Consider the following 17,543-nt stretch of genomic DNA (forward strand, 5'->3'; position numbering starts at 1 on the left):
ATGATGTTATTCTTGGTTGTACGGCAAGGAAAAGCACCGCTAAGGCGCGCCTGCGATCTTACCCCAGGGATGGCCGGCAGGGTCGCACTGGCCGGGTTAAAATTGCTTCTCGTCACCGTTTTCTGGACACCGCATGCATTTCGCCACCTGGATCGCCTTTGTCTTCGCCGCTTCCATCATCGCCGTCTCGCCGGGATCGGGCGCCGTGCTGTCGATGTCGCACGGCCTGTCGTACGGGGTCAGAAAGGCCAGCGCGACGATTCTGGGCCTGCAGCTGGGGCTGCTGGTCGTGCTGGGCATCGCCGGCGCCGGCGTCGGCTCTTTGCTGCTGGCCTCCGAAGTGGCGTTCAATGTCGTCAAGACGGTGGGCGCCTTGTACCTGATCTACCTGGGCCTGTCGCAGTGGCGCGCCCGGGTGGCGGTGACGGGCGACCTGCATGCGGCGGCCGTGCTGCCGTCGCTGCGCCGGCGCGTGCTGACGGGCTTTTTGACCAATGTGACGAATCCGAAAGGCATCATCTTCATGGTGGCGGTCTTGCCGCAATTCATCAGCCCCACGGCGCCGCTGCTGCCGCAGCTGCTGATCCTGGCCGTCACCATGTGCACGATCGACCTGCTCGTCATGCACGGCTACGCCTTCCTCGCCTCGTCGATGCAGCGTTTTTTTCGCGATGCCCGCGCCGTGAAGAAGCAGAACCGCTTCTTCGGCGGCCTGCTGATGGCCGTCGGCACGGCCTTGTTCTTCGTCAAGCGCGGCAGCCAGGCGGCCGCCTGAAACAGGACAACTTGCAAACATTTGTAAGCCCGCTTGCGATGCCGGCCCGATAGGAATGTAATCGGGCTGTTGTCCATCTTTCATTGCTGTCCGTCCTGCCTGGAGCGCTGCCATGCGTCCGACCCTGCCTCTTCCCCTGCTCAACACCGTGTGCGCCGTGCTGCTGTCCTCGGCGTGCGCCCTTGCCCTGGCGCAGGACCCGCCCGCCCGCGTGGGGCGCATTTCCACCGTCGAAGGGCAGGTCGTGGTGCGCGCCGGCGATGGCGAGGTGCAAAACGCCCTGCTGAACTGGCCCGTCACGACGGATAACCGCTTGACCACCCTGCGCGGCGCGCTGGCCGAGTTTCGCGTGGGCGCCGTGGCCGTGCGCCTCGATGGCGACTCCGAGCTGGACGTGAACGCACTCGATGACGACAGTGTCAGCTTGCACCTCAGCTATGGCACGGTCAGCGTGCGCGTGCGCAATCCCGATGCGCTGCGCGGCCTGGCGCTGACGACGCACCAGGCCCGCGTGACCTTGCCGCAGGCTGGCTGGGTGCGCGTCGAGGCGGGGCGCCCGCCCGGCGTCAGCGTCGTCAGCGTGCTGGAAGGCACGGCCGACGTCGATGGCGCGACGGGTAGCGTGACTTTGCGCGCCGGCAAGCGCGCGGAACTGACGGACGAGGAATGGCGCACGGGCGCCGTGCAGAGGATCGCCTTTGACAACTGGCCCGAAGCCTTGCCCGTCGCGGCACCGGCCTTGCGCTATGTCACGGACGATACGACCGGCTATGAAGAGCTGGACCGCTACGGCGCCTGGCAGGACGACGCCGAATATGGCCCCTTGTGGCTGCCCAGCGCGGTGCCGGCCGGCTGGGCGCCGTACAGCGACGGGCGCTGGACGTGGATCGCGCCGTGGGGCTGGACCTGGGTCGACAATGCGCCGTGGGGCTATGCGCCTTCGCATTACGGCCGCTGGGTGCTGCTGGGCCACCGCTGGGGCTGGGCGCCGGGCCGCGAGCGCGGCCGCGTGCCGTGGGCGCCGGCGCTGGTGGGCTGGGTCGGCGGCAACGACTGGCAGCAGCATGGCCAGCGGCCAGGGCCCGGCGTCGGCTGGTTCCCCCTGTCGCCGCACGACCGCTACGTGCCCGGTTACCGCGCCAGCGCCGACTATGAACGCCGCCTCAACCGCTATGCCGACGGCCGGCGCCCCGTCATGGGGGAGCGCGAACGGCGCGCAGGCATGACCGTGCTGCCGGGCGAACGTTTTGGCGGCGCGCGCACGGTGGACGTGCCGCGCCGCAACCGCACCACCATGCCGCCGCCCGTCATGCAAAGTTTGCCCTTGAGTACGGCGCCTGCGCCGGCCGGCAACTGGCAGCGCCCCGCCGCCGAGACGCCGCGCCGCGACGACGGCTTCCGGCACGACCAGGTCAACCGTCCCGGTCGCCTGCAGACGGATGATGGCCAGACGCACGCGGCGCCCCGTCCCCTGCAGCCGAGCCGGCCGCCCGTGCCGCAACAGCCGCCGGCGCCGGTCCAGCCCCTGATGCCGGCGGCGCCAACCTTGCCGCCCGTGCAAGACCCGGTGGCCCGACCCGGCTGGCGTGGCGAGGAGCCGTCCCGCGTCGAGCGGCCCGCCGCGGCGCCGCGCCCGGACGGCGGCCACTGGGAGCGCGGTGAGCACGGTGAGCGTGGCGGACGCCGCGCAGTGCTGCAGACGGCGCCGCCGCCGTCCTTGCCCTCCCCGCCGCCCGTGGCCGCTCCGCGCCCTGCGCCGCCGCCAATGCCGGCCCCTGCCGCGCGTCCGCCCCAGGAGGCGCGCAGTGCCGAGCGACCCAATCCGCCCCGTGAACGCGGCAATGAGCGGGGCAACGAGCGCGGCGGTCCGGGCCGCAACGGCCGGATGCAGGAAGTGGAGCGCTGACGGCCACGCCGTCTGTCGCGCCGTATCGACGTTCAAGCCGCGAAATGTGCAGTTCGTCACATGCCGGAGGTAAAGCCGCCGTATTGTGCTTACAGTACGACCACTGCTTATCCTCCAAGTGACAGCATCGACTTTTCCGGCTATTTTGTCCAAACGAAATAGTTTTTCGCCAGCTTACCCAGCTGGCTTTTTTTTTCCGCCACGCCGGCGCCATGGCGGCGGGCGCAGCCGCCCGCAAAGTTGGCTACAATACGTCTTTATGCAGCCGCCGCGCGATGTATGCTGCGCCGCCTGTTCTGACCGGCATTGATTGGATAGACTATGCACACCACCCCACCCACCGAAGTGACGATTCCTCCCAGCGAATCGCTGATCGAATACCCGAGCGACTTTCCCATCAAGATCATGGGTCCGACGCATGTCGACTTCGCGCCGACCATGCTGGAGCTGGTCATCAGCCACGATCCGACCTTCCACGCGGGCCGCATGGAAGAGCGCCCATCGGGCAAGGGCAATTACACGGGCCTGACCGTTACCGTGCGCGCCATCAGCCGCGAGCAGCTCGACGCCCTGTACATGGCGCTGTCGGGCCACCCGATGGTCAAGATCGTCATGTAAGGCTGGCTGCCGCCACGCTGGCGCGGCTCTTCGTGAGCAGCCAGACGGCGGCAAAGGCGCCGCTGGCCGCCGCCGTCACCCACAGCAGCGGTTTTTCGCTGCCATCGGTGATGGCGGCGATGACGGCGCCGCAGACGGCCGTGATCGCCATCTGCACGAAGAAGAACAGGCCCGAGGCGCTGCCCGCCCGGGCGCCGTACGGCTGCAGCACGGCCAGCTGGCAGGCGGGAATCGCCATGCCCACCGACACCATCACCAGCAGCATGGGCGCCACCAGCGACGCCACGTGCCGCGGCGCCAAAGTACCGGCCAGCAACAGGCTGGCCGCCCCCGCCACATTGAGCAGCACCGCCACGCCCAGCATGTGGTCGGCGCCCAGGCGCGGTCCCAGCGCGTGAAACAGGCTCGACCCCGCGATATAGCCGCTCACCGTCAGCCCGAACACCAGTGCATACGCGCCGGGCGACAGGTGCATGCCCCTTTGCAGCAGCACGGACGATTCCGCGATGAAGGGGAAATACGTGCAATACACGCAGCCGATGGCCAGCGCATAGCGCAGGAAATACGCGTTGCCCAGCAGGCGGCGGTATAGCGCCAGGGTATTGCCTGGCGGCGCGGCGTCGGCTGGCTTCGTTTCCGGCACGTAGACGATGATCAGCCACAGCGACAGCGCGCCCAGCAGGCACAGCGCGCCGAACGCGGCGCGCCAGCCGAAGGCCGCGTCGAGCACGCTGCCGGCCAGCGGCGCCAGGATGGGCGACAAGCCCATCACCATCGAAATCCGTCCCAGCATGCGCGCCTGCGTGGCGGGATCGAAGCGGTCGCGCACCATGACCCGGCCGATGATGGTGCCGCTGCAGCCGCCGAACGCCTGCAGCACGCGCGCGGCGATCAGCACGTGCACGTCGGAAGTCACGCTGCAGGCGATGCTGGCGAGCACAAAAATGCCCGTGCCGGCCAGCAGCACGGGGCGGCGTCCCCAGCGGTCGGCCAGCGGCCCGCAAGCGAGCATCGAGGCGGCCGAGCCGGCCATGAACAGGCTCAGGGTCAGCTGTAACTGGGCATCGCTGGCATGCAGGGCGTCGGCCATGGCCGGCAGCGAGGGTAAATAGATATCGATGCTGATGCGCGACAGGCAGACCAGCAGCAGCACGATGCCGCCCCAGGCCCACAGCGGCAGAGATGTATTTTTGATCATTTTTCCAGACGTAAGATTGCACGTTGCGCCACGCTGACGCAGCGGTACGCCGAGAGTAGAATGTTTGTGGTGTAATGCGAAGTGCCGGTCAGCACTCATTTCATTGGACCACTTGGACGATCATCACCATGCCGCGAGGAAAATCACCGCACACCCTGGACTTGCCCCGCCCCACCAGCTGGCTCGGCAAGGCCGGTGTCAACAAGCAGGACGGCGCCTATGAAGCGCTGCGTTCGGCCATCCTGGCGAAGATGCTGCCGGCCGGCAGCCGGCTGCCATCGAGCCGCACCCTGGCCGAACGGTGGGAATTGTCGCGCGGCACCATCGAAACCGTGTTCGACCGCCTGCATGCGGAAGCGTACGTGACGCGCGTGCCCGGTTCCGGCACCCGCGTGTGCGCCGTCGTGCCGGAGCGCTTCCTGATGGCCGGCTATGGCGAGCAGAGCCCCGCCGTGCCGGCCGCCGTGCCCGCGCCCGCCCCGGACACGGGCGTGCGCGACGGCTTGCCCTTCGTGGCCCGGCGCGCCGACGCCAGCCTGTTTCCCATGGCCGCCTGGTTCAAGTGCGCCACGCGGGCGCTGGCCGCCGCCACGCCGGAGCAGCTGTGCAGCGCCGATCCGGCTGGCCTGCCCCAGCTGCGCCAGCAGATCGCCGATTTCCTCGCCAGGTACCGCGGCATCCGCTGCGATCCGCACGACATCGTTGTCACCACCGGCATCCGCCACGCGATCGACTTGCTGGCGCGCAACGTCGTGCACGATGGTGACAAGGTGTGCCTGGAAGAACCCGGCTACCCGGCCGCGCGCGCCCTGTTCGCCCTCGCCGGCGCCGTGCCCGTGGACATCGCCGTCGACGCCGAAGGCATCGATGACGCCGCCCTGCGCCTGCATCCCGACGCGCGCCTGGCCTACGTGACGCCGGCGCACCAGTCGCCGCTGGGCGTGACCATGTCCGTCACGCGCCGCCTGGCCCTGCTGGAGTGGGCGAATGACAGCGGCGCCTGGGTGCTGGAAGACGATTACGACAGCGAATTCAATTACCACAGCGCCCCGCTGGCGGCCCTGAAGGCGCTGGATCAATATCAGCGCGTGATTTATTGTGGTAGTTTTAACAAGACCCTGTTTGCCGGCCTGCGCGTGGGCTTCATGGTGCTGCCGCCCGCCTTGCGCCCGCAGCTGCTGCGCACCCTGCAATTGACGGGCTGTTCCGTGGGGATCACGGAACAGCTGGCGCTGGCCGCCTGGATGGCGGACGGCGCCTTCGTGCGGCATCTGCGCCAGGCGCGGCTGGCCTACAAGGAGCGGCGCGACCTGCTGCTGGCCTGCCTGGAACAGACGGCGCCAGGGCGCTACACTATTTCCGGCCAGCAAGCGGGTTTTCATTGCGTGCTGTGGTTGCCGCCGGATGCCGACGAGCGGGCGTTTTGCGCGCGCGCCGCGCAGGACGGGCTGGCGCTGCAGCCCCTGAGCGACTTTTGCCACAGCGCCAGACTGGCGCCGGCCGTGCTGCTCGGCTACACGGCCCTGAGCCAGGCCCAGGTGCGCCACGCTGCGCAAAAATTGGGCAGCTTGCTGCTGTTGCCGGCGCCCGCGGCTCAATGAAACGGCCGCCTGGCTTATAATCACGGCTTCGCCGCAGCGTCCGCAGGGCGCCGGCAGCTGACTACAGAATCTGTCATGACCACCACCCGCACCGAAACGGCGCTGATCCGCGAGCTGGGCCGCGTCGATTACGAGCCGACCTTTGCCGCCATGCGCGCGTTTACCGACGCGCGCACGACGGACACGCGCGACGAACTGTGGATCGTCGAGCATCCGCCCGTGTTCACCCTGGGGCTGGCGGCCGACCGCGGCCATCTGCTGGCCGGCGCCGAGAATGTGCCCGTGGTGCAGACGGACCGGGGCGGCGAAGTCACCTTCCACGGCCCCGGCCAGGTGGTGATTTATCTGCTGATGGACTTGCGCCGCAACAAGCCGGGCGGCAAGCTGTATGCGCGCCAGTTCGTGCATAAAATCGAGCAAGCCATCATCAACGTGCTGGCGGCGTATAATCTCGCTGGCGAGCGCATCGATGGCGCGCCTGGCATCTATATCGCCGGCGGACCAAGCAAGGGTGCGAAGATCGCCGCGCTGGGATTGAAAGTGCGCGGCAACGGCTGCACCTACCATGGCGTGTCGCTCAACGTGGCGATGGACCTGGCGCCGTTTTCCTGGATTAACCCTTGCGGCTATTCCGGCCTGAAGACGGTGGACATGCGCAGCATGGGCGTGGTGGCGCCGCTGGCCGAGGTGCAGCGGGCCCTGGCCCAGGAACTGACCGTATTACTCGATGTAAGCGAAGTAAACAGCGCCGCAGGCGCGCCTCAGGCAGCGGATGCCTGAGCAAACAAACCAACATGCCCGTCAAGGGCTTGCAGCCATGACTTCTGAGACCATTTCCAGCACCGCCCCCGCAGCTCCCGCCTACAACCCGAGCGAAAAGCAAAAAGGCGCCAGCAAGACGTCGCGCATCCCGATCAAGATCATTCCGATCGAGCAAGTCGAGCGCCTGAAAAAGCCGGACTGGATCCGCGTCAAGGCCGCTTCGGCTTCGACCCGTTTCTATGAAATCAAGGATGTGTTGCGCGAAAATAAACTCGTGACCGTGTGCGAGGAAGCCAGCTGCCCGAACATCGGCGAGTGCTTCGGCAAGGGCACGGCCACCTTCATGATCATGGGCGACAAGTGCACGCGCCGCTGCCCGTTCTGCGACGTCGGCCATGGCCGCCCTGACCCGCTGGACAAGGACGAGCCTGCCAACCTGTCGAAAACCATCGCCAAGCTGCGCCTGAACTACGTCGTCATCACCTCCGTCGACCGCGATGACTTGCGCGACGGCGGCGCCGGCCATTTCGTCGAGTGCATCCAGCAAACGCGCGCCCTGTCGCCGAACACCCGCATCGAAGTGCTGGTGCCCGACTTCCGTGGCCGCCTGGAAAAAGCGTTGAATCTGTTCAAGGACGGCTTGCCTGACGTCATGAACCACAACCTGGAAACGGCGCCGCGCCTGTACAAGGAAGCCCGTCCCGGCTCCGATTACATGCACTCGCTGAAACTGCTGAAGGATTTCAAGGCCATGTACCCGGACGTGAAGACCAAGTCCGGCATCATGGTGGGCCTGGGCGAGACGGACGAGGAAATCCTGCAAGTCATGCGCGACATGCGCGAGCACGACATCGACATGCTGACCATCGGCCAGTACCTGGCGCCATCGAACAGCCACCTGCCCGTGCGCCGCTACGTGCACCCTGACGTGTTTAAAATGTTCGAGGAAGAAGCCTATAAAATGGGCTTCACCCACGCCGCCGTGGGCGCCATGGTGCGCAGCTCGTACCACGCGGATGAACAGGCGCACAGCGCCGGCGTGGAATCGGCGCTGAATTTCTAAGCACCTTGCGCCAGATCAAAGCCGCCCGCGATCGCGCTGGCGGCTTTTTTTTGCCTGATTGAAGTGATGTACAACATCCTGTACAATTATTGGCATGTACTTTCAATGGGACGGTGGCACGGCATGAATATCCTGACTTTCAGCGAGGCGCGCGCGGGCCTGAAAAGCGTGATGGACGACGTCTGCAACGACCATACGCCCACCGTAATCACGCGCGTGAATGGCGAACACGTGGTGATGCTGTCCTTGTCGGACTACAACAGCATCGAGGAAACCCTGTATTTGCTGGGCACGGCCAAGAATGCCAGCCGGCTGATGGCGTCCGTGGCGCAGATCAAGGCGGGCAAGGCGCAGCCACGAGCATTGGCGCGGCATGAAAAACCGGAAGACTGAAAACAAGCAGCAGGCGCGCGCCGCCGTGCTGGCCTGGACCGATCATGCCTGGGAAGATTATTTGTTCTGGCAAGAGAGCGACCTGAAAATCCTGCAAAAAATCAATGACTTGCTCGATGAATGCCTGGCCGATCCATTCAAGGGCACGGGTAAGCCGGAACCGCTGAAAGGCGATCTGACGGGTTTTTGGTCACGCCGCATCGACCGCCAGCACCGGCTCGTGTATTTGCCCGACGCGGGCTGCATCTACGTGGCGGCCTGCCGTTATCACTATGACGACAAATAGGCATTGCCCGGCCGTACCGTAACGCGGTAGCGGACGTGACGCGGCTATACTGATCAATGATGTTTTAAAAACATGCTTGACGGGGGAGCCATGGACGTACGCATCGACGCATCGTGGAAGGCGCGGCTGGAGGGGGAGTTTGCCCAGCCCTACTGGGAACGCCTGGCCGCTTTCGTGAAGGAAGAGTACGCGGAGGGGCCGTGTTTTCCTCCGGGTAAATACATCTTCCGCGCCTTCGACCTGACGCCGTTCGGGCAAGTCAAAGTCGTGATCCTGGGGCAAGACCCGTATCACACGCCGGGCGCCGCCATGGGGCTGTGCTTTTCGATTCCCGACGGCACGCCGCCGCAGCCCAGCCTGCAGAATATCTTCAAGGAATTACACAGCGACGTGGGCGTGGCGCGCACGCGCACGGATTTGTCCGATTGGGCCGAGCAAGGCGTGTTCTTGCTCAACAGCGTGCTGACGGTGCGTGCGGGAGCGGCCGGTTCGCACGCGGCCAAGGGATGGGAAAAGCTGACGGACAGCGCCATCGGCCATCTGTCCGCCGAGCGCGAACACCTCGTGTTCATCCTGTGGGGCGGCTACGCGCAAGCCAAGCGCAGCCTGATCGACCCCGGCAAGCACCTGGTGCTGGCGGCGCCGCATCCATCTCCCTTGTCGGCCAGTAAAGGTTTCTTTGGCAGCAAGCCGTTCAGCTTGACGAATGCGTATCTGCAGGCGCATGGCCAGGCGCCTATCGCCTGGGGTGATGGCTGATTCCTGACGGCAACCGACAGCGGCAGGCGTTGCTCCCTGCCGCTGTCTTCGCGCGACTTACAACACCTGGACAGAACCTTAGCGAGCGGATGTGCGGCGTGGCCGAGAAGCGCAGCTGTGCTTTAGCACAGTGAGCATCGGAGGCCGCGCCCCACGCCGCGCAGTAGGTACTGTCAGGTGTTAAAAACTGGTGGACAGGCCTGCGTAGATGCTGCGGCGGGCACCGTGTTGTGGCGCGCCCACGCCCACGCCGGAACCGTCGCGCAGCAAATACGACTTGTCGAACAGGTTGATCAGGGCCAGCCGTCCCTCGACCTTGCCCACCGGCGTGTTCTTCCACGTGTGCGTGAGCGCCGTGTTGACGGTGAAGTAACTCGGCAGATGGCCGGAATTCGGTGCGCCGCCGTCCGGCGTCATGCGCAGGCCGCTGCCGTAGAGGAAGTCAGCGCTCACTTGCGAATCGCCGAAGTGATAGTGGCCGCCGCCCGACAGCGTGTATTTCTGGTCATGATCGAGGTAGACATAGTGGCTGCTGATGTAGTTCAACTCATCGGCGCCAAACAGGGCTTGCCCCGAATTGATGTTGCGGCCTTGCGCCTTTTGCGTGCTGGCGTTGAGGAACAGGCCCCAGTTTTTCTCGCTGTAGATGGCGGACAGCTCCAGACCCTTGGCATAGCCATCCGCATAGTTGAACGGCGTCAAAATCAATGCCTGTCCGAACTGGCCTTCGTCGAGCAGATTGTTGATTTTTTTATAATACACATCGGCCGTCACGGTCAGTTTCGCATTCACCTGGTGGCTGATGCCCACGTCATAGTAGTGCGTGCGCTCGGCCTTGACGTTGTCGGACTGGCCGATTTCCGGTGCATTCGTCGTGTTCGCGTACAGGTCGATGCTGCCCTGCGCGGCCAGCTCCTGCGGCGGCGGCGTGAAGTAGCGCGAGTAGCCCGCGTGCAGGGCCGTACCCGGCGCGATCTGGTAGGCCAGATTCACGCGCGGGCTCCATTGCTGCTCGTTCGTGTAGGCCGAGACCTTGTCGAAGCGGGCGCCGTAGTTCAGGGTCAATGGCTTGCTGATATGCCATTCGTCCTGCAGGTAGACACTGGCCAGGGTGCCCGTCTTGCCGCTGTTGTCCAGAATGCTGACCGGCGTGGTGGAGGTTTGCGCCCCGTCAATGGCGGGGAAGACGGCCACCGTGTTGTCGCTCGTCGTCTTCTGGCGCGTGTAGGCCAGGCCGGCGCGCACGGTGTGGTCCTGGTGCAACTTGTAGCTGATGTCGAACTGGGCACCGGAAGCGCTGTTGGCGCGGCGCGCATCCGAGGCCACGCCGTTGTAGATCAGGTCGCCGATGGAATCGGGCGTGAAGTGCAGTTCCGAGTACTGGTGGAAGGCCGACACCTGGTAATTGACGTCGCCCAGGCTTTTTTGCAGCGACAGCACGAGAAAGCGGTTCACTTCGCGCTGGTTTTCATTCAGCTGCGACGACGGCAAGGTGGACGTGCCCGCCTGCGCGTCGCTGTGGCCGGCCAGCGAGAAGCCCGGCGCCTGGTCCGGGTTGTTCGGGATCTGGAAGCGGCCGTTATAGGTGCCGAACATGGCGCCCAGGCGCGTGTTGTCATCGAGAAAATACGACAGGCTGCCGAACGATTTGTTCTGGCGCGTCTTGTCGTGCAGGGCGCTGCGCGTGTCCTGCGGGTTTTCCACGCCCAGGGCATTGCCCAGGTAGCTGCCGGACAGGTAGTAATTGAACTTGCCCACGCTGCCGAAAAATTCGGCACTCGGCTCCACGTGGTCGTGGCTGCCGACCATGATGCCGATGCGCCCGCCGGGCGTCATGCCGCCTTCCTTCGTTTCAATATCGACGATGCCGGCCGTGCGCAGGCCGAACTGGGCCGGCAAGGCGCCCGTCATGAAATCCGTCTTGTCGATCAAGCGCGTGTCGATGGACTGGCCGAAGCCGCTGATGCTTTCGGGCAATTGCACGCCATTGATGCGGTATTGCACGTTGGCATGGTCGTCGCGCACGTGCAAAGCACCTGATCCCTTTGAATCCTGCGACACGCCCGGCAGGCGCAGCAGCACTTCATTGAACGGCGTGTTGTCGCCCTGGCCCAGCATGTCGACCATATGGCTGTCGATGCTGTAGATGGTGGTGCCGACCTTCGGCGACAGTTCGATGCGCGCGCTTTTCAGATGGGCGGACGTGACTTCCACCTTTTGCATTTCCGGCGGGGCGGCATCGCTGCTGGCGTCGGCAGGCTCGGCCGCATGGGCGGAAACGGTAAACAGGCTGGCAAGGGCGAGCGACAGCGCGCTCAGGCGTGGAGTGTGTTGCATGGTAAACCTCGAAAATAGTCAACGCCAGGCGGCCCGGCGCGCATCAAAGCGCGGCAAAGGGCAGCCTGAAAAGGATGAAAACGGCGTGGGAACTACAGTGAGGCGGCAGGCGGGCCGCGCACGGGCGGCAGGACGAGGATGGCGACGGGCGCCAGGGTAGCGGGCGCGAGGGCCAGCAGGCGGTACGGCAGTAACTGGGCGGGCGGCTCGCTGATGGCCGGCGGCACGGCGATGTCGGCCACCTTGTCGATGACCGTGGCGCACAGCGCGCACTCTTCCGCGTCGAGCGTCGTCTTGTGCAGGTGCGAGGCGGCCGTCGACAGCAGGAACACGAGGGCCAGCGCACTGAACAGCGCCACGCACAGCTGCCACGGCGTGCGCGCGAGGGCGGACGCCGGGGAAGGCTTGCGGGATGGCTGGCGGGTAGACATGGGGGCATAGTAGCAAGAAAATCGCTCCGCTGTCAGCGCTTGCTGCGTGATTTGCGCCAGCGCGAACCTACAAGGTGGCGCGCAGGTCGCGCGGCGACAGGCCGTAATGCTGGCGGAAACGGGCCGCGAAGCGCGAGGGCGAGGCGTAGCCGCAGGCGGCGGCGATGTCGCCGATGGGTAAAATGCCAGCTTGCAATTCCTGCAAGGCCAGTCCCAGCCGCACGTCTTCCAGGATGGCGCGGAAATGGCGCTGTTCCAGGGCCAGCTGGCGGCGCAGGGTGGAGGCGCCCAGGTGCAGCTGGCTGGCGACCTTGGCCACGCTCCAGTCGGCGCCCGGGTCCAGCAGCAGCACTTGCTGCACGCGCGCGGCCAGCGGGTCGCGGCGGTCCAGCAACAGCGGGCCGCAATGGCCGCCCAGTGCCAGGGCCAGCAGCAAGCCTTCCGCCTGGTGCGCCAGCAGCGCGGGCGGTGTGCTGCCCGCCAGGCTGGCCGTCAGCTGGTCCCAGGCCAGCGCCGCGTGGGCATCGAGCGGCACGCACAGGCTGGCCGTGGCCGCCTGGCGCAGCTGGGTATCGACGAGACCGCCATGGCGCGCGCGGAAGCGGGCGATCAGGGCCGGCGAAAAACTCAGCACCTCGGCCCGGTAGCCCTGCGCGCCGGGCAGGTTGGCCACGCCCAGTTCCTGGCCCGCCGGCATCAGCACCACGTCGCGCGTGCCGGCGCGGGTCTGGCGCGCGCCCCATTCCAGCAATTTCGTTCCCTGCCGCACGCGGCACAGGGCGCTCTGGAAGACGGGCACGCGGCGCAGCGTTTGCGCGCGGCGCGCCTCGATGGTGCCGTGGGCGATGCGCAGCTCGCTCAGGGCCACCGCCTCCATGTCATCTGCCATACAGTCCCGTCAGCTGCGCCTTGCCCAGCGCGTTGGCGTTGAGCATGTAGCCGAGCATGGCGCCGCTAGTCTGTTGATCCAATGGCAATTTTTCCGTTTTCAGCGCCCAGACGGTGAGCTGGTAGCGGTGCGGCTGGTCGCCCGGTGGCGGGCACGCGCCGCCGTAGGCGCTGTCGCCGTAATCGTTGCGTCCCTGTACGGCGCCCGCCGGCAGGGTGCTGGCCGTGGCGCCGCCCGGCAAGGAGGTGGTGCTGGCGGGCACATTGAACACGCTCCAGTGCCACCAGCCGCTGCCCGTGGGCGCGTCCGGGTCGTACAGGGTGATCGCGTAGCTTTTCGTGCCGGCCGGGGCATTGCTCCACGACAATTGCGGTGACAGGTTGCCGCCCGTGCAGCCGAAGCCCCGGAATACTTGCGCGGAAGCCAGGCGCTGGCCGGGGGCGATGTCGGTGCTGGCGACCGTGAAATCGGCCGCATGGGCGCCCAGGTGAAGAGCGAGGCCCAAGGTGACGGCGAGGAGGCGGGAGGCGGTCATAGTTTTCCTTTCGATCAGTATAGGGGAAAGTGTATGCCGCGCAACATAACCGCGCGATGCCGATGCGCTCGCTGATGGTGCCGAAACGCTCGTTTTTATGCGAATCCGCCGTTGCCATGAGCGTGTTGTTCGATTCCTTCCTTTCTTGCTGCGCGTGATTTTCCCCGCGGGGCTTTCATGCTATCGTTCCGCAGCCAAAAATTTCCCAAAGATTCCATGTCCCGACGCCCGCTCAAGTGGTTGCTCAGCAAACTGCACCTGTACGTGGGGCTGTGGTTCGGCGCCCTGTTCGTCCTGCTGGGCTTGACGGGTTCCGCCATCGCCTGGATGCCGGAACTCGACGCGTATCTGAATCCGACCTTGTTGCAGGCGAGCACGCCCGCGCCGGGCCAGGTGTTCCAGGTGACGCCGCGCACGCTGCAGGCGGTGGTGGATGGACTCGCGGCCGACCCCGCCTACGGCAAGCCGAGCCAGCTCAATCCGCCCGCCGACGCGCGCGACGTGTACGTGGCTTCGTACCGCCAGGCTGGCAAGCCGTCCCCGTTCAGCCAGGCCGTCGTGCGCCAGGTGATGGTCGACCCCTACACCTTGCAGGTGAAAGGCGAGCGCGACTGGGGCCGCTTCGGCCTCACGCGCCCATTGCTGATGTCGGGCATGTTTCATTTGCACCGCTATGTATTGTCCGGCGACGCGGGCAAGACCATCACGGGGATCTCGGGCGTGGCCCTGCTGCTGATGGCCGTCAGTGGCATCTGCCTGTGGTGGCCGCGCCTGCAGTGGACGGCGATCCGGCGTGCCTTGACGGTGTCGCATGGCGGCTCCTGGCCCCGGTTTAACTACACGTTGCACAAGGCGGCGGGCTTCTTTGCCGCGCCCGTGCTGGCCGTGCTCGCCTTTTCCGGCATCTATTTCAATTTGCCGCAATTGATCGTGCCCGTGGTGGGGCTGGTGTCGGCGGCGCCGGACACGGCAAAACTCAAGAATGTGCAGCAGGAGGGCGCCGTGCTCGATGCGGGCCAGGCCATGGCCGCCGCGCAGCAGCTGTATCCGCAGGCGCGCGTGTCGCGCATCGTGCTGCCGGCGAAACAGGACCAGCCCTATGAGATCCGCGTGCGCCAGCCCGGCGAGATCGCCGACGGCGACGGCGCCACGCGCATCACCCTGGACGCGCGCAGCGGCTTGCCCCTGCGCATACGCGATCCCTTGCAGGCGCCGGCCGGCGATGTCTTCCTGGGCTGGCAATTCCCCCTGCATACGGGCCAGGCGTTTGGCGTGGCCGGGCGCGCCTTCATGACGGTATTTGGCCTGATGCCCTTGCTGTTCCTGCTGACGGGCACCCTGGTGTGGTGGAAACGGCGGCGCGGCCGGAAATAAGCGGCGGCCAAACCGTTGCCGGAAAAATTGCTATCATCATAGTATTTTCCGGCAGCCTTGCCGCTGTCCGGCATCACCACGACAACAAGGAAAAGCAGAGACCATGAGCAATCCCGAGATCACCGTAGCCATGTTGAATGAACGCGGCACGGGCCGCCTGCCCGGCCACCTGGGCATCGTCATCACGGCCGTGGGCGACGGCCAGCTGACGGCGGAATTGCCCGTGCTGCCGCACTTGCTGGCGCCGAATGGCTATTTGCACGCGGGCAGCGTGGTGACCCTGGCCGACACGGCATCCGGCTATGGCTGCATCGCCAATCTGCCCGAAGGCGCGATTAATTTCACCACCATCGAGCTCAAATCGAACCACCTGGGCACGGCCCGCGAAGGCACGCTGACCTGCACGGCCAAGGTCGAGCACAAGGGCCGCAACACGCAGGTGTGGGATGCCGTGGTGAAAAGCAAGGAAACGGGCAAGACCATCGCCCTGTTCCGCTGCACGCAGATGATCCTGTATCCTAAATAAGCTTACATTTTCACCCAGTTACCTTTATACAAGACTGGTCCCGTCGGTCCGTCCGGATTCGGCGAACCGCCTTTCGGCTCCAGGGTAACGGCCAGCAAGGCCACGTCGCTGCCGATGGCGCGCTGCGACAACGCCAGTTTCACGTTGCCCTTGTCGGCCAGTAAACCCAGGGAGCGCGGGTTGCCGCTCTTCGGCACGGCCCACAGTTCCAGGTCGCGGTCGGCGGGCACGGGCGCGTTGGCCACCATGCGCACCTCGAGCGCGCCGTGGCGGCTGTCGGCCGTCAGTAGCAATGCCGTTTGCGCCTTCTCGTCCGTCAGGCTGGCCACATAGCTGATCTGCGGCGCCTCCATCACGCGCGTGGCCAAGACGATCACCAGCAAGGCGGCGATGGCGCTCGACGCCATGCCCAGGCCGCGCCAGAACGACAGCGCATCGCGGAACAGGAACCAGCGGCCCTGCGGCTTCAGGTGCAGGCGCTGCTCGATCTGCCGCCACACGCGCCCGGGCGGCGCCACGGGCGTGGCAAATTCCGCCATCGGTTCCAGGCGCTGGCGCCATTGCGCCGTGATATGGCGCAAATCGGCGTCGTTGTGCAGCCAGCCTTCGAAACGCCGCCGCGCGCCCCCTTTCAGGGTGCCCAGCACGTATTCGGCCGCCAGTTTCTGGCGCAGCGGGTCATTGCCGCGGATATTCATGATGCCTCCCGTTTCGCCAGGCATGTGCGCAGCCGTTCCAGGCTGCGGCGTATCCACGTCTTGACGGTGCCGACCGGCAGCGACATCTGCTGCGCCACTTCGCTGTGCGACAGGTCGTGATAAAACGCCAGCGCCACCACCTGCCGGTGCAGCCCTTCCAGGGCTGACATGCAAAATGCGAGCGCCTTGGCGTCACCGCTCAGCTGCAGCGCTTCGATCGGCGTGGCCTGGGGGTCCCGGAGTGCGTTCATGACTTCGCTATCAAACTGGTCGGCATCGATTTCCACGGTATCGTCGCTGCGCCGCAGCACATCGAACGCCTTGTTGCGCACGATGGTGGCCATCCAGGTCATCGGCGCGGCCAGATGGCTCTGGTAAGCGGCGGCGTTGTTCCAGATGGCGACGAACCCCTCTTGCAAGGCTTCTTCAGCGAGCTCTTGCTTATGCAATATACGCAGCGCGAAGCCAAACAGTTTCGATGCAGTGGAGTTATACAGCTGGCGGAACGCCGTGGCGTCCTTGTTGCCGGCGGCAAGCAGCCAGGTTTTCAGTTGCTGCGGGTCGGGCTGATGGGCGGCGAGGGACACGGCTGGCCTTCACGAGGTGAATGGGATCACGCCTGGGAAGGTTATAACAGATTGGCAACCTTTAGCAACAAGGTTTTGTGCGGTGTTCTCCCGCCTTTAACGTCTCACAGAAGCGTAGCGAGCGGAAGCGAGTTGCGGCAGAGAAGCGGAACTGTGCTTGAGCACAGTGAGCATCGCAGGCTGCAAATCGCGACGCGCAGCAGCTTATGTGAGACGTTTAGCCGGCGATGGCCGTTTCCAGCAGCTTGTGCAGTTCGGCAAATTCCGGCTTGCCCACGTAGCGCTTGAGGATCTTGCCCTGCTTGTCGAGCACGAAGGTGGTGGGCGTGAGGGCCACGTCGCCGTAGGCCTTGGCCGCCTCGCCCGTCACGTCGAGCGCCACCTTGAACGGCAGCTGGCGCGTTTCGGCGAAGTTCAGCACGTAGTTGGCCGGATCGTATTTCATGGCCACGGCCACGAATTCCAGTCCCTGCCCCTTGTACTTGTTGTAGGTGTCGATCATTTCCGGCATTTCCGCCACGCAAGTCGTGCACGACGTGGCCCAGAAATTGACCATCACCACCTTGCCGCGCAGGCTGTCGGAGGTGATTTTCTCGCCATGGATGCCGTGGAACGTCACGTCCGGCGCGCTTTGCTTGTCGTTCAGCGACAGATAGCCGGCTGCCGCCACGCCCGCCACGAAGACGGCGATGAGGGCTGGCTTGATCCAGGACTTGCTTGCGGATGGCGAAGTGGACATGGCGAAGTTGAAATAAGTCACTAGAGTAGCGCGACGATGCGGTCATTATAGCTGCATCGTCGCGCC

The 17,543-nt window shown here is 65.5% G+C and carries 19 protein-coding genes; 11 read left to right on the top strand and 8 right to left on the bottom strand.

What is annotated here, in order from left to right:
- Positions 1 to 133 precede the first annotated feature (133 nt).
- From AC07VI_RS21455 to AC07VI_RS21465, 3 genes are all read left to right on the top strand, one after another.
- Positions 134 to 775, top strand: a complete 642-nt coding sequence (locus tag AC07VI_RS21455) for a LysE family transporter (RefSeq protein ID WP_086144243.1) — start codon at positions 134 to 136, stop codon at positions 773 to 775.
- 112 nt (positions 776 to 887) lie between these two features.
- A complete protein-coding gene (locus AC07VI_RS21460) occupies positions 888 to 2,681 on the top strand; it encodes a DUF6600 domain-containing protein (protein ID WP_494808818.1) in 1,794 nt (597 codons plus the stop codon).
- A 321-nt stretch (positions 2,682 to 3,002) separates the two neighbouring features.
- Complete coding sequence (locus AC07VI_RS21465) at positions 3,003 to 3,299, top strand: DUF493 family protein (protein WP_086147466.1); 297 nt, start codon at positions 3,003 to 3,005, stop codon at positions 3,297 to 3,299.
- On the opposite strand, the gene AC07VI_RS21470 is transcribed toward AC07VI_RS21465, so the two are convergent.
- Complete coding sequence (locus AC07VI_RS21470; RefSeq protein ID WP_492991942.1) at positions 3,292 to 4,497, bottom strand: multidrug effflux MFS transporter; 1,206 nt, start codon at positions 4,495 to 4,497, stop codon at positions 3,292 to 3,294. The two genes, AC07VI_RS21465 and AC07VI_RS21470, sit on opposite strands and share 8 nt — an antisense overlap.
- A gap of 128 nt (positions 4,498 to 4,625) precedes the next feature.
- Between AC07VI_RS21470 and pdxR the strand changes: the two genes are divergently transcribed.
- The 6 genes from pdxR to ung all read left to right on the top strand — a co-directional run bounded on the left by pdxR (position 4,626) and on the right by ung (position 9,361).
- Positions 4,626 to 6,098, top strand: coding sequence for a MocR-like pyridoxine biosynthesis transcription factor PdxR (gene pdxR / locus AC07VI_RS21475; RefSeq protein ID WP_492991940.1), 1,473 nt, complete (start codon positions 4,626 to 4,628; stop codon positions 6,096 to 6,098).
- A 75-nt stretch (positions 6,099 to 6,173) separates the two neighbouring features.
- Positions 6,174 to 6,878 (top strand): lipoyl(octanoyl) transferase LipB, encoded by a 705-nt coding sequence (gene lipB / locus AC07VI_RS21480; RefSeq protein WP_076564619.1) that lies wholly within the window; start codon positions 6,174 to 6,176, stop codon positions 6,876 to 6,878.
- Positions 6,879 to 6,915: 37 nt separating this feature from the next.
- On the top strand, positions 6,916 to 7,923 hold the full coding sequence (gene lipA, locus AC07VI_RS21485; RefSeq protein ID WP_086147462.1) for a lipoyl synthase: 1,008 nt from the start codon (positions 6,916 to 6,918) through the stop codon (positions 7,921 to 7,923).
- A gap of 123 nt (positions 7,924 to 8,046) precedes the next feature.
- Positions 8,047 to 8,316 carry a type II toxin-antitoxin system Phd/YefM family antitoxin gene (locus AC07VI_RS21490; protein ID WP_070223351.1) on the top strand — a complete coding sequence of 90 codons (270 nt, stop codon included), beginning with the start codon at positions 8,047 to 8,049 and terminating at the stop codon, positions 8,314 to 8,316.
- Positions 8,297 to 8,602 carry a Txe/YoeB family addiction module toxin gene (locus AC07VI_RS21495; RefSeq protein ID WP_086147461.1) on the top strand — a complete coding sequence of 102 codons (306 nt, stop codon included), beginning with the start codon at positions 8,297 to 8,299 and terminating at the stop codon, positions 8,600 to 8,602. The genes AC07VI_RS21490 and AC07VI_RS21495 overlap by 20 nt, the downstream gene beginning before the upstream one ends.
- 90 nt (positions 8,603 to 8,692) lie before the next feature.
- Complete coding sequence (ung, locus tag AC07VI_RS21500; RefSeq protein WP_492991938.1) at positions 8,693 to 9,361, top strand: uracil-DNA glycosylase; 669 nt, start codon at positions 8,693 to 8,695, stop codon at positions 9,359 to 9,361.
- Positions 9,362 to 9,541: 180 nt separating this feature from the next.
- Here ung and AC07VI_RS21505 read toward each other — a convergent pair whose 3' ends face one another.
- The 4 genes from AC07VI_RS21505 to AC07VI_RS21520 form a co-directional block, all read right to left on the bottom strand.
- Positions 9,542 to 11,698 (bottom strand): TonB-dependent receptor, encoded by a 2,157-nt coding sequence (locus tag AC07VI_RS21505; protein WP_492991936.1) that lies wholly within the window; start codon positions 11,696 to 11,698, stop codon positions 9,542 to 9,544.
- A 92-nt stretch (positions 11,699 to 11,790) separates the two neighbouring features.
- Positions 11,791 to 12,129, bottom strand: a complete 339-nt coding sequence (locus AC07VI_RS21510; RefSeq protein ID WP_086147458.1) for a hypothetical protein — start codon at positions 12,127 to 12,129, stop codon at positions 11,791 to 11,793.
- Between the two features lie 67 nt (positions 12,130 to 12,196).
- Positions 12,197 to 13,018 carry a helix-turn-helix transcriptional regulator gene (locus AC07VI_RS21515; protein WP_492991934.1) on the bottom strand — a complete coding sequence of 274 codons (822 nt, stop codon included), beginning with the start codon at positions 13,016 to 13,018 and terminating at the stop codon, positions 12,197 to 12,199.
- Positions 13,008 to 13,553 carry a YbhB/YbcL family Raf kinase inhibitor-like protein gene (locus AC07VI_RS21520; protein ID WP_492991932.1) on the bottom strand — a complete coding sequence of 182 codons (546 nt, stop codon included), beginning with the start codon at positions 13,551 to 13,553 and terminating at the stop codon, positions 13,008 to 13,010. Before AC07VI_RS21520 ends, AC07VI_RS21515 begins: the two co-directional genes overlap by 11 nt.
- Before the next feature lie 216 nt (positions 13,554 to 13,769).
- Here AC07VI_RS21520 and AC07VI_RS21525 point away from each other — a divergent pair, with 216 nt between their 5' ends.
- Together AC07VI_RS21525 and AC07VI_RS21530 are read left to right on the top strand one after the other, a co-directional pair.
- On the top strand, positions 13,770 to 14,927 hold the full coding sequence (locus AC07VI_RS21525) for a PepSY-associated TM helix domain-containing protein (RefSeq protein ID WP_492991930.1): 1,158 nt from the start codon (positions 13,770 to 13,772) through the stop codon (positions 14,925 to 14,927).
- 103 nt (positions 14,928 to 15,030) lie between these two features.
- Positions 15,031 to 15,453 carry a PaaI family thioesterase gene (locus AC07VI_RS21530; RefSeq protein WP_086147455.1) on the top strand — a complete coding sequence of 141 codons (423 nt, stop codon included), beginning with the start codon at positions 15,031 to 15,033 and terminating at the stop codon, positions 15,451 to 15,453.
- 2 nt (positions 15,454 to 15,455) lie between these two features.
- Here the strand turns inward: AC07VI_RS21530 and AC07VI_RS21535 are convergent, their stop codons facing one another.
- The 3 genes from AC07VI_RS21535 to AC07VI_RS21545 all read right to left on the bottom strand — a co-directional run bounded on the left by AC07VI_RS21535 (position 15,456) and on the right by AC07VI_RS21545 (position 17,477).
- Positions 15,456 to 16,151, bottom strand: coding sequence for an anti-sigma factor (locus AC07VI_RS21535; protein ID WP_086147469.1), 696 nt, complete (start codon positions 16,149 to 16,151; stop codon positions 15,456 to 15,458).
- Complete coding sequence (locus AC07VI_RS21540) at positions 16,148 to 16,738, bottom strand: sigma-70 family RNA polymerase sigma factor (protein WP_086147454.1); 591 nt, start codon at positions 16,736 to 16,738, stop codon at positions 16,148 to 16,150. Before AC07VI_RS21540 ends, AC07VI_RS21535 begins: the two co-directional genes overlap by 4 nt.
- A 217-nt stretch (positions 16,739 to 16,955) precedes the next feature.
- Positions 16,956 to 17,477, bottom strand: coding sequence for a peroxiredoxin family protein (locus AC07VI_RS21545; RefSeq protein WP_086147468.1), 522 nt, complete (start codon positions 17,475 to 17,477; stop codon positions 16,956 to 16,958).
- Positions 17,478 to 17,543: the final 66 nt, after the last annotated feature.

Source organism: Janthinobacterium sp. GW821-FHT03A03 (genome assembly GCF_059421435.1).

Coding starts and splice junctions, on each gene's coding strand:
- AC07VI_RS21535 (WP_086147469.1), bottom strand. CDS start 16,151: ATGAATATCCGCGGCAATGACCCGCTGCGCCAGAAACTGGCGGCCGAA.
- lipB (WP_076564619.1), top strand. CDS start 6,174: ATGACCACCACCCGCACCGAAACGGCGCTGATCCGCGAGCTGGGCCGC.
- AC07VI_RS21545 (WP_086147468.1), bottom strand. CDS start 17,477: ATGTCCACTTCGCCATCCGCAAGCAAGTCCTGGATCAAGCCAGCCCTC.
- AC07VI_RS21495 (WP_086147461.1), top strand. CDS start 8,297: ATGAAAAACCGGAAGACTGAAAACAAGCAGCAGGCGCGCGCCGCCGTG.
- AC07VI_RS21455 (WP_086144243.1), top strand. CDS start 134: ATGCATTTCGCCACCTGGATCGCCTTTGTCTTCGCCGCTTCCATCATC.
- AC07VI_RS21460 (WP_494808818.1), top strand. CDS start 888: ATGCGTCCGACCCTGCCTCTTCCCCTGCTCAACACCGTGTGCGCCGTG.
- AC07VI_RS21515 (WP_492991934.1), bottom strand. CDS start 13,018: ATGGCAGATGACATGGAGGCGGTGGCCCTGAGCGAGCTGCGCATCGCC.
- AC07VI_RS21520 (WP_492991932.1), bottom strand. CDS start 13,553: ATGACCGCCTCCCGCCTCCTCGCCGTCACCTTGGGCCTCGCTCTTCAC.
- lipA (WP_086147462.1), top strand. CDS start 6,916: ATGACTTCTGAGACCATTTCCAGCACCGCCCCCGCAGCTCCCGCCTAC.
- AC07VI_RS21510 (WP_086147458.1), bottom strand. CDS start 12,129: ATGTCTACCCGCCAGCCATCCCGCAAGCCTTCCCCGGCGTCCGCCCTC.
- AC07VI_RS21505 (WP_492991936.1), bottom strand. CDS start 11,698: ATGCAACACACTCCACGCCTGAGCGCGCTGTCGCTCGCCCTTGCCAGC.
- AC07VI_RS21525 (WP_492991930.1), top strand. CDS start 13,770: ATGTCCCGACGCCCGCTCAAGTGGTTGCTCAGCAAACTGCACCTGTAC.
- AC07VI_RS21490 (WP_070223351.1), top strand. CDS start 8,047: ATGAATATCCTGACTTTCAGCGAGGCGCGCGCGGGCCTGAAAAGCGTG.
- AC07VI_RS21465 (WP_086147466.1), top strand. CDS start 3,003: ATGCACACCACCCCACCCACCGAAGTGACGATTCCTCCCAGCGAATCG.
- ung (WP_492991938.1), top strand. CDS start 8,693: ATGGACGTACGCATCGACGCATCGTGGAAGGCGCGGCTGGAGGGGGAG.
- pdxR (WP_492991940.1), top strand. CDS start 4,626: ATGCCGCGAGGAAAATCACCGCACACCCTGGACTTGCCCCGCCCCACC.
- AC07VI_RS21470 (WP_492991942.1), bottom strand. CDS start 4,497: ATGATCAAAAATACATCTCTGCCGCTGTGGGCCTGGGGCGGCATCGTG.
- AC07VI_RS21530 (WP_086147455.1), top strand. CDS start 15,031: ATGAGCAATCCCGAGATCACCGTAGCCATGTTGAATGAACGCGGCACG.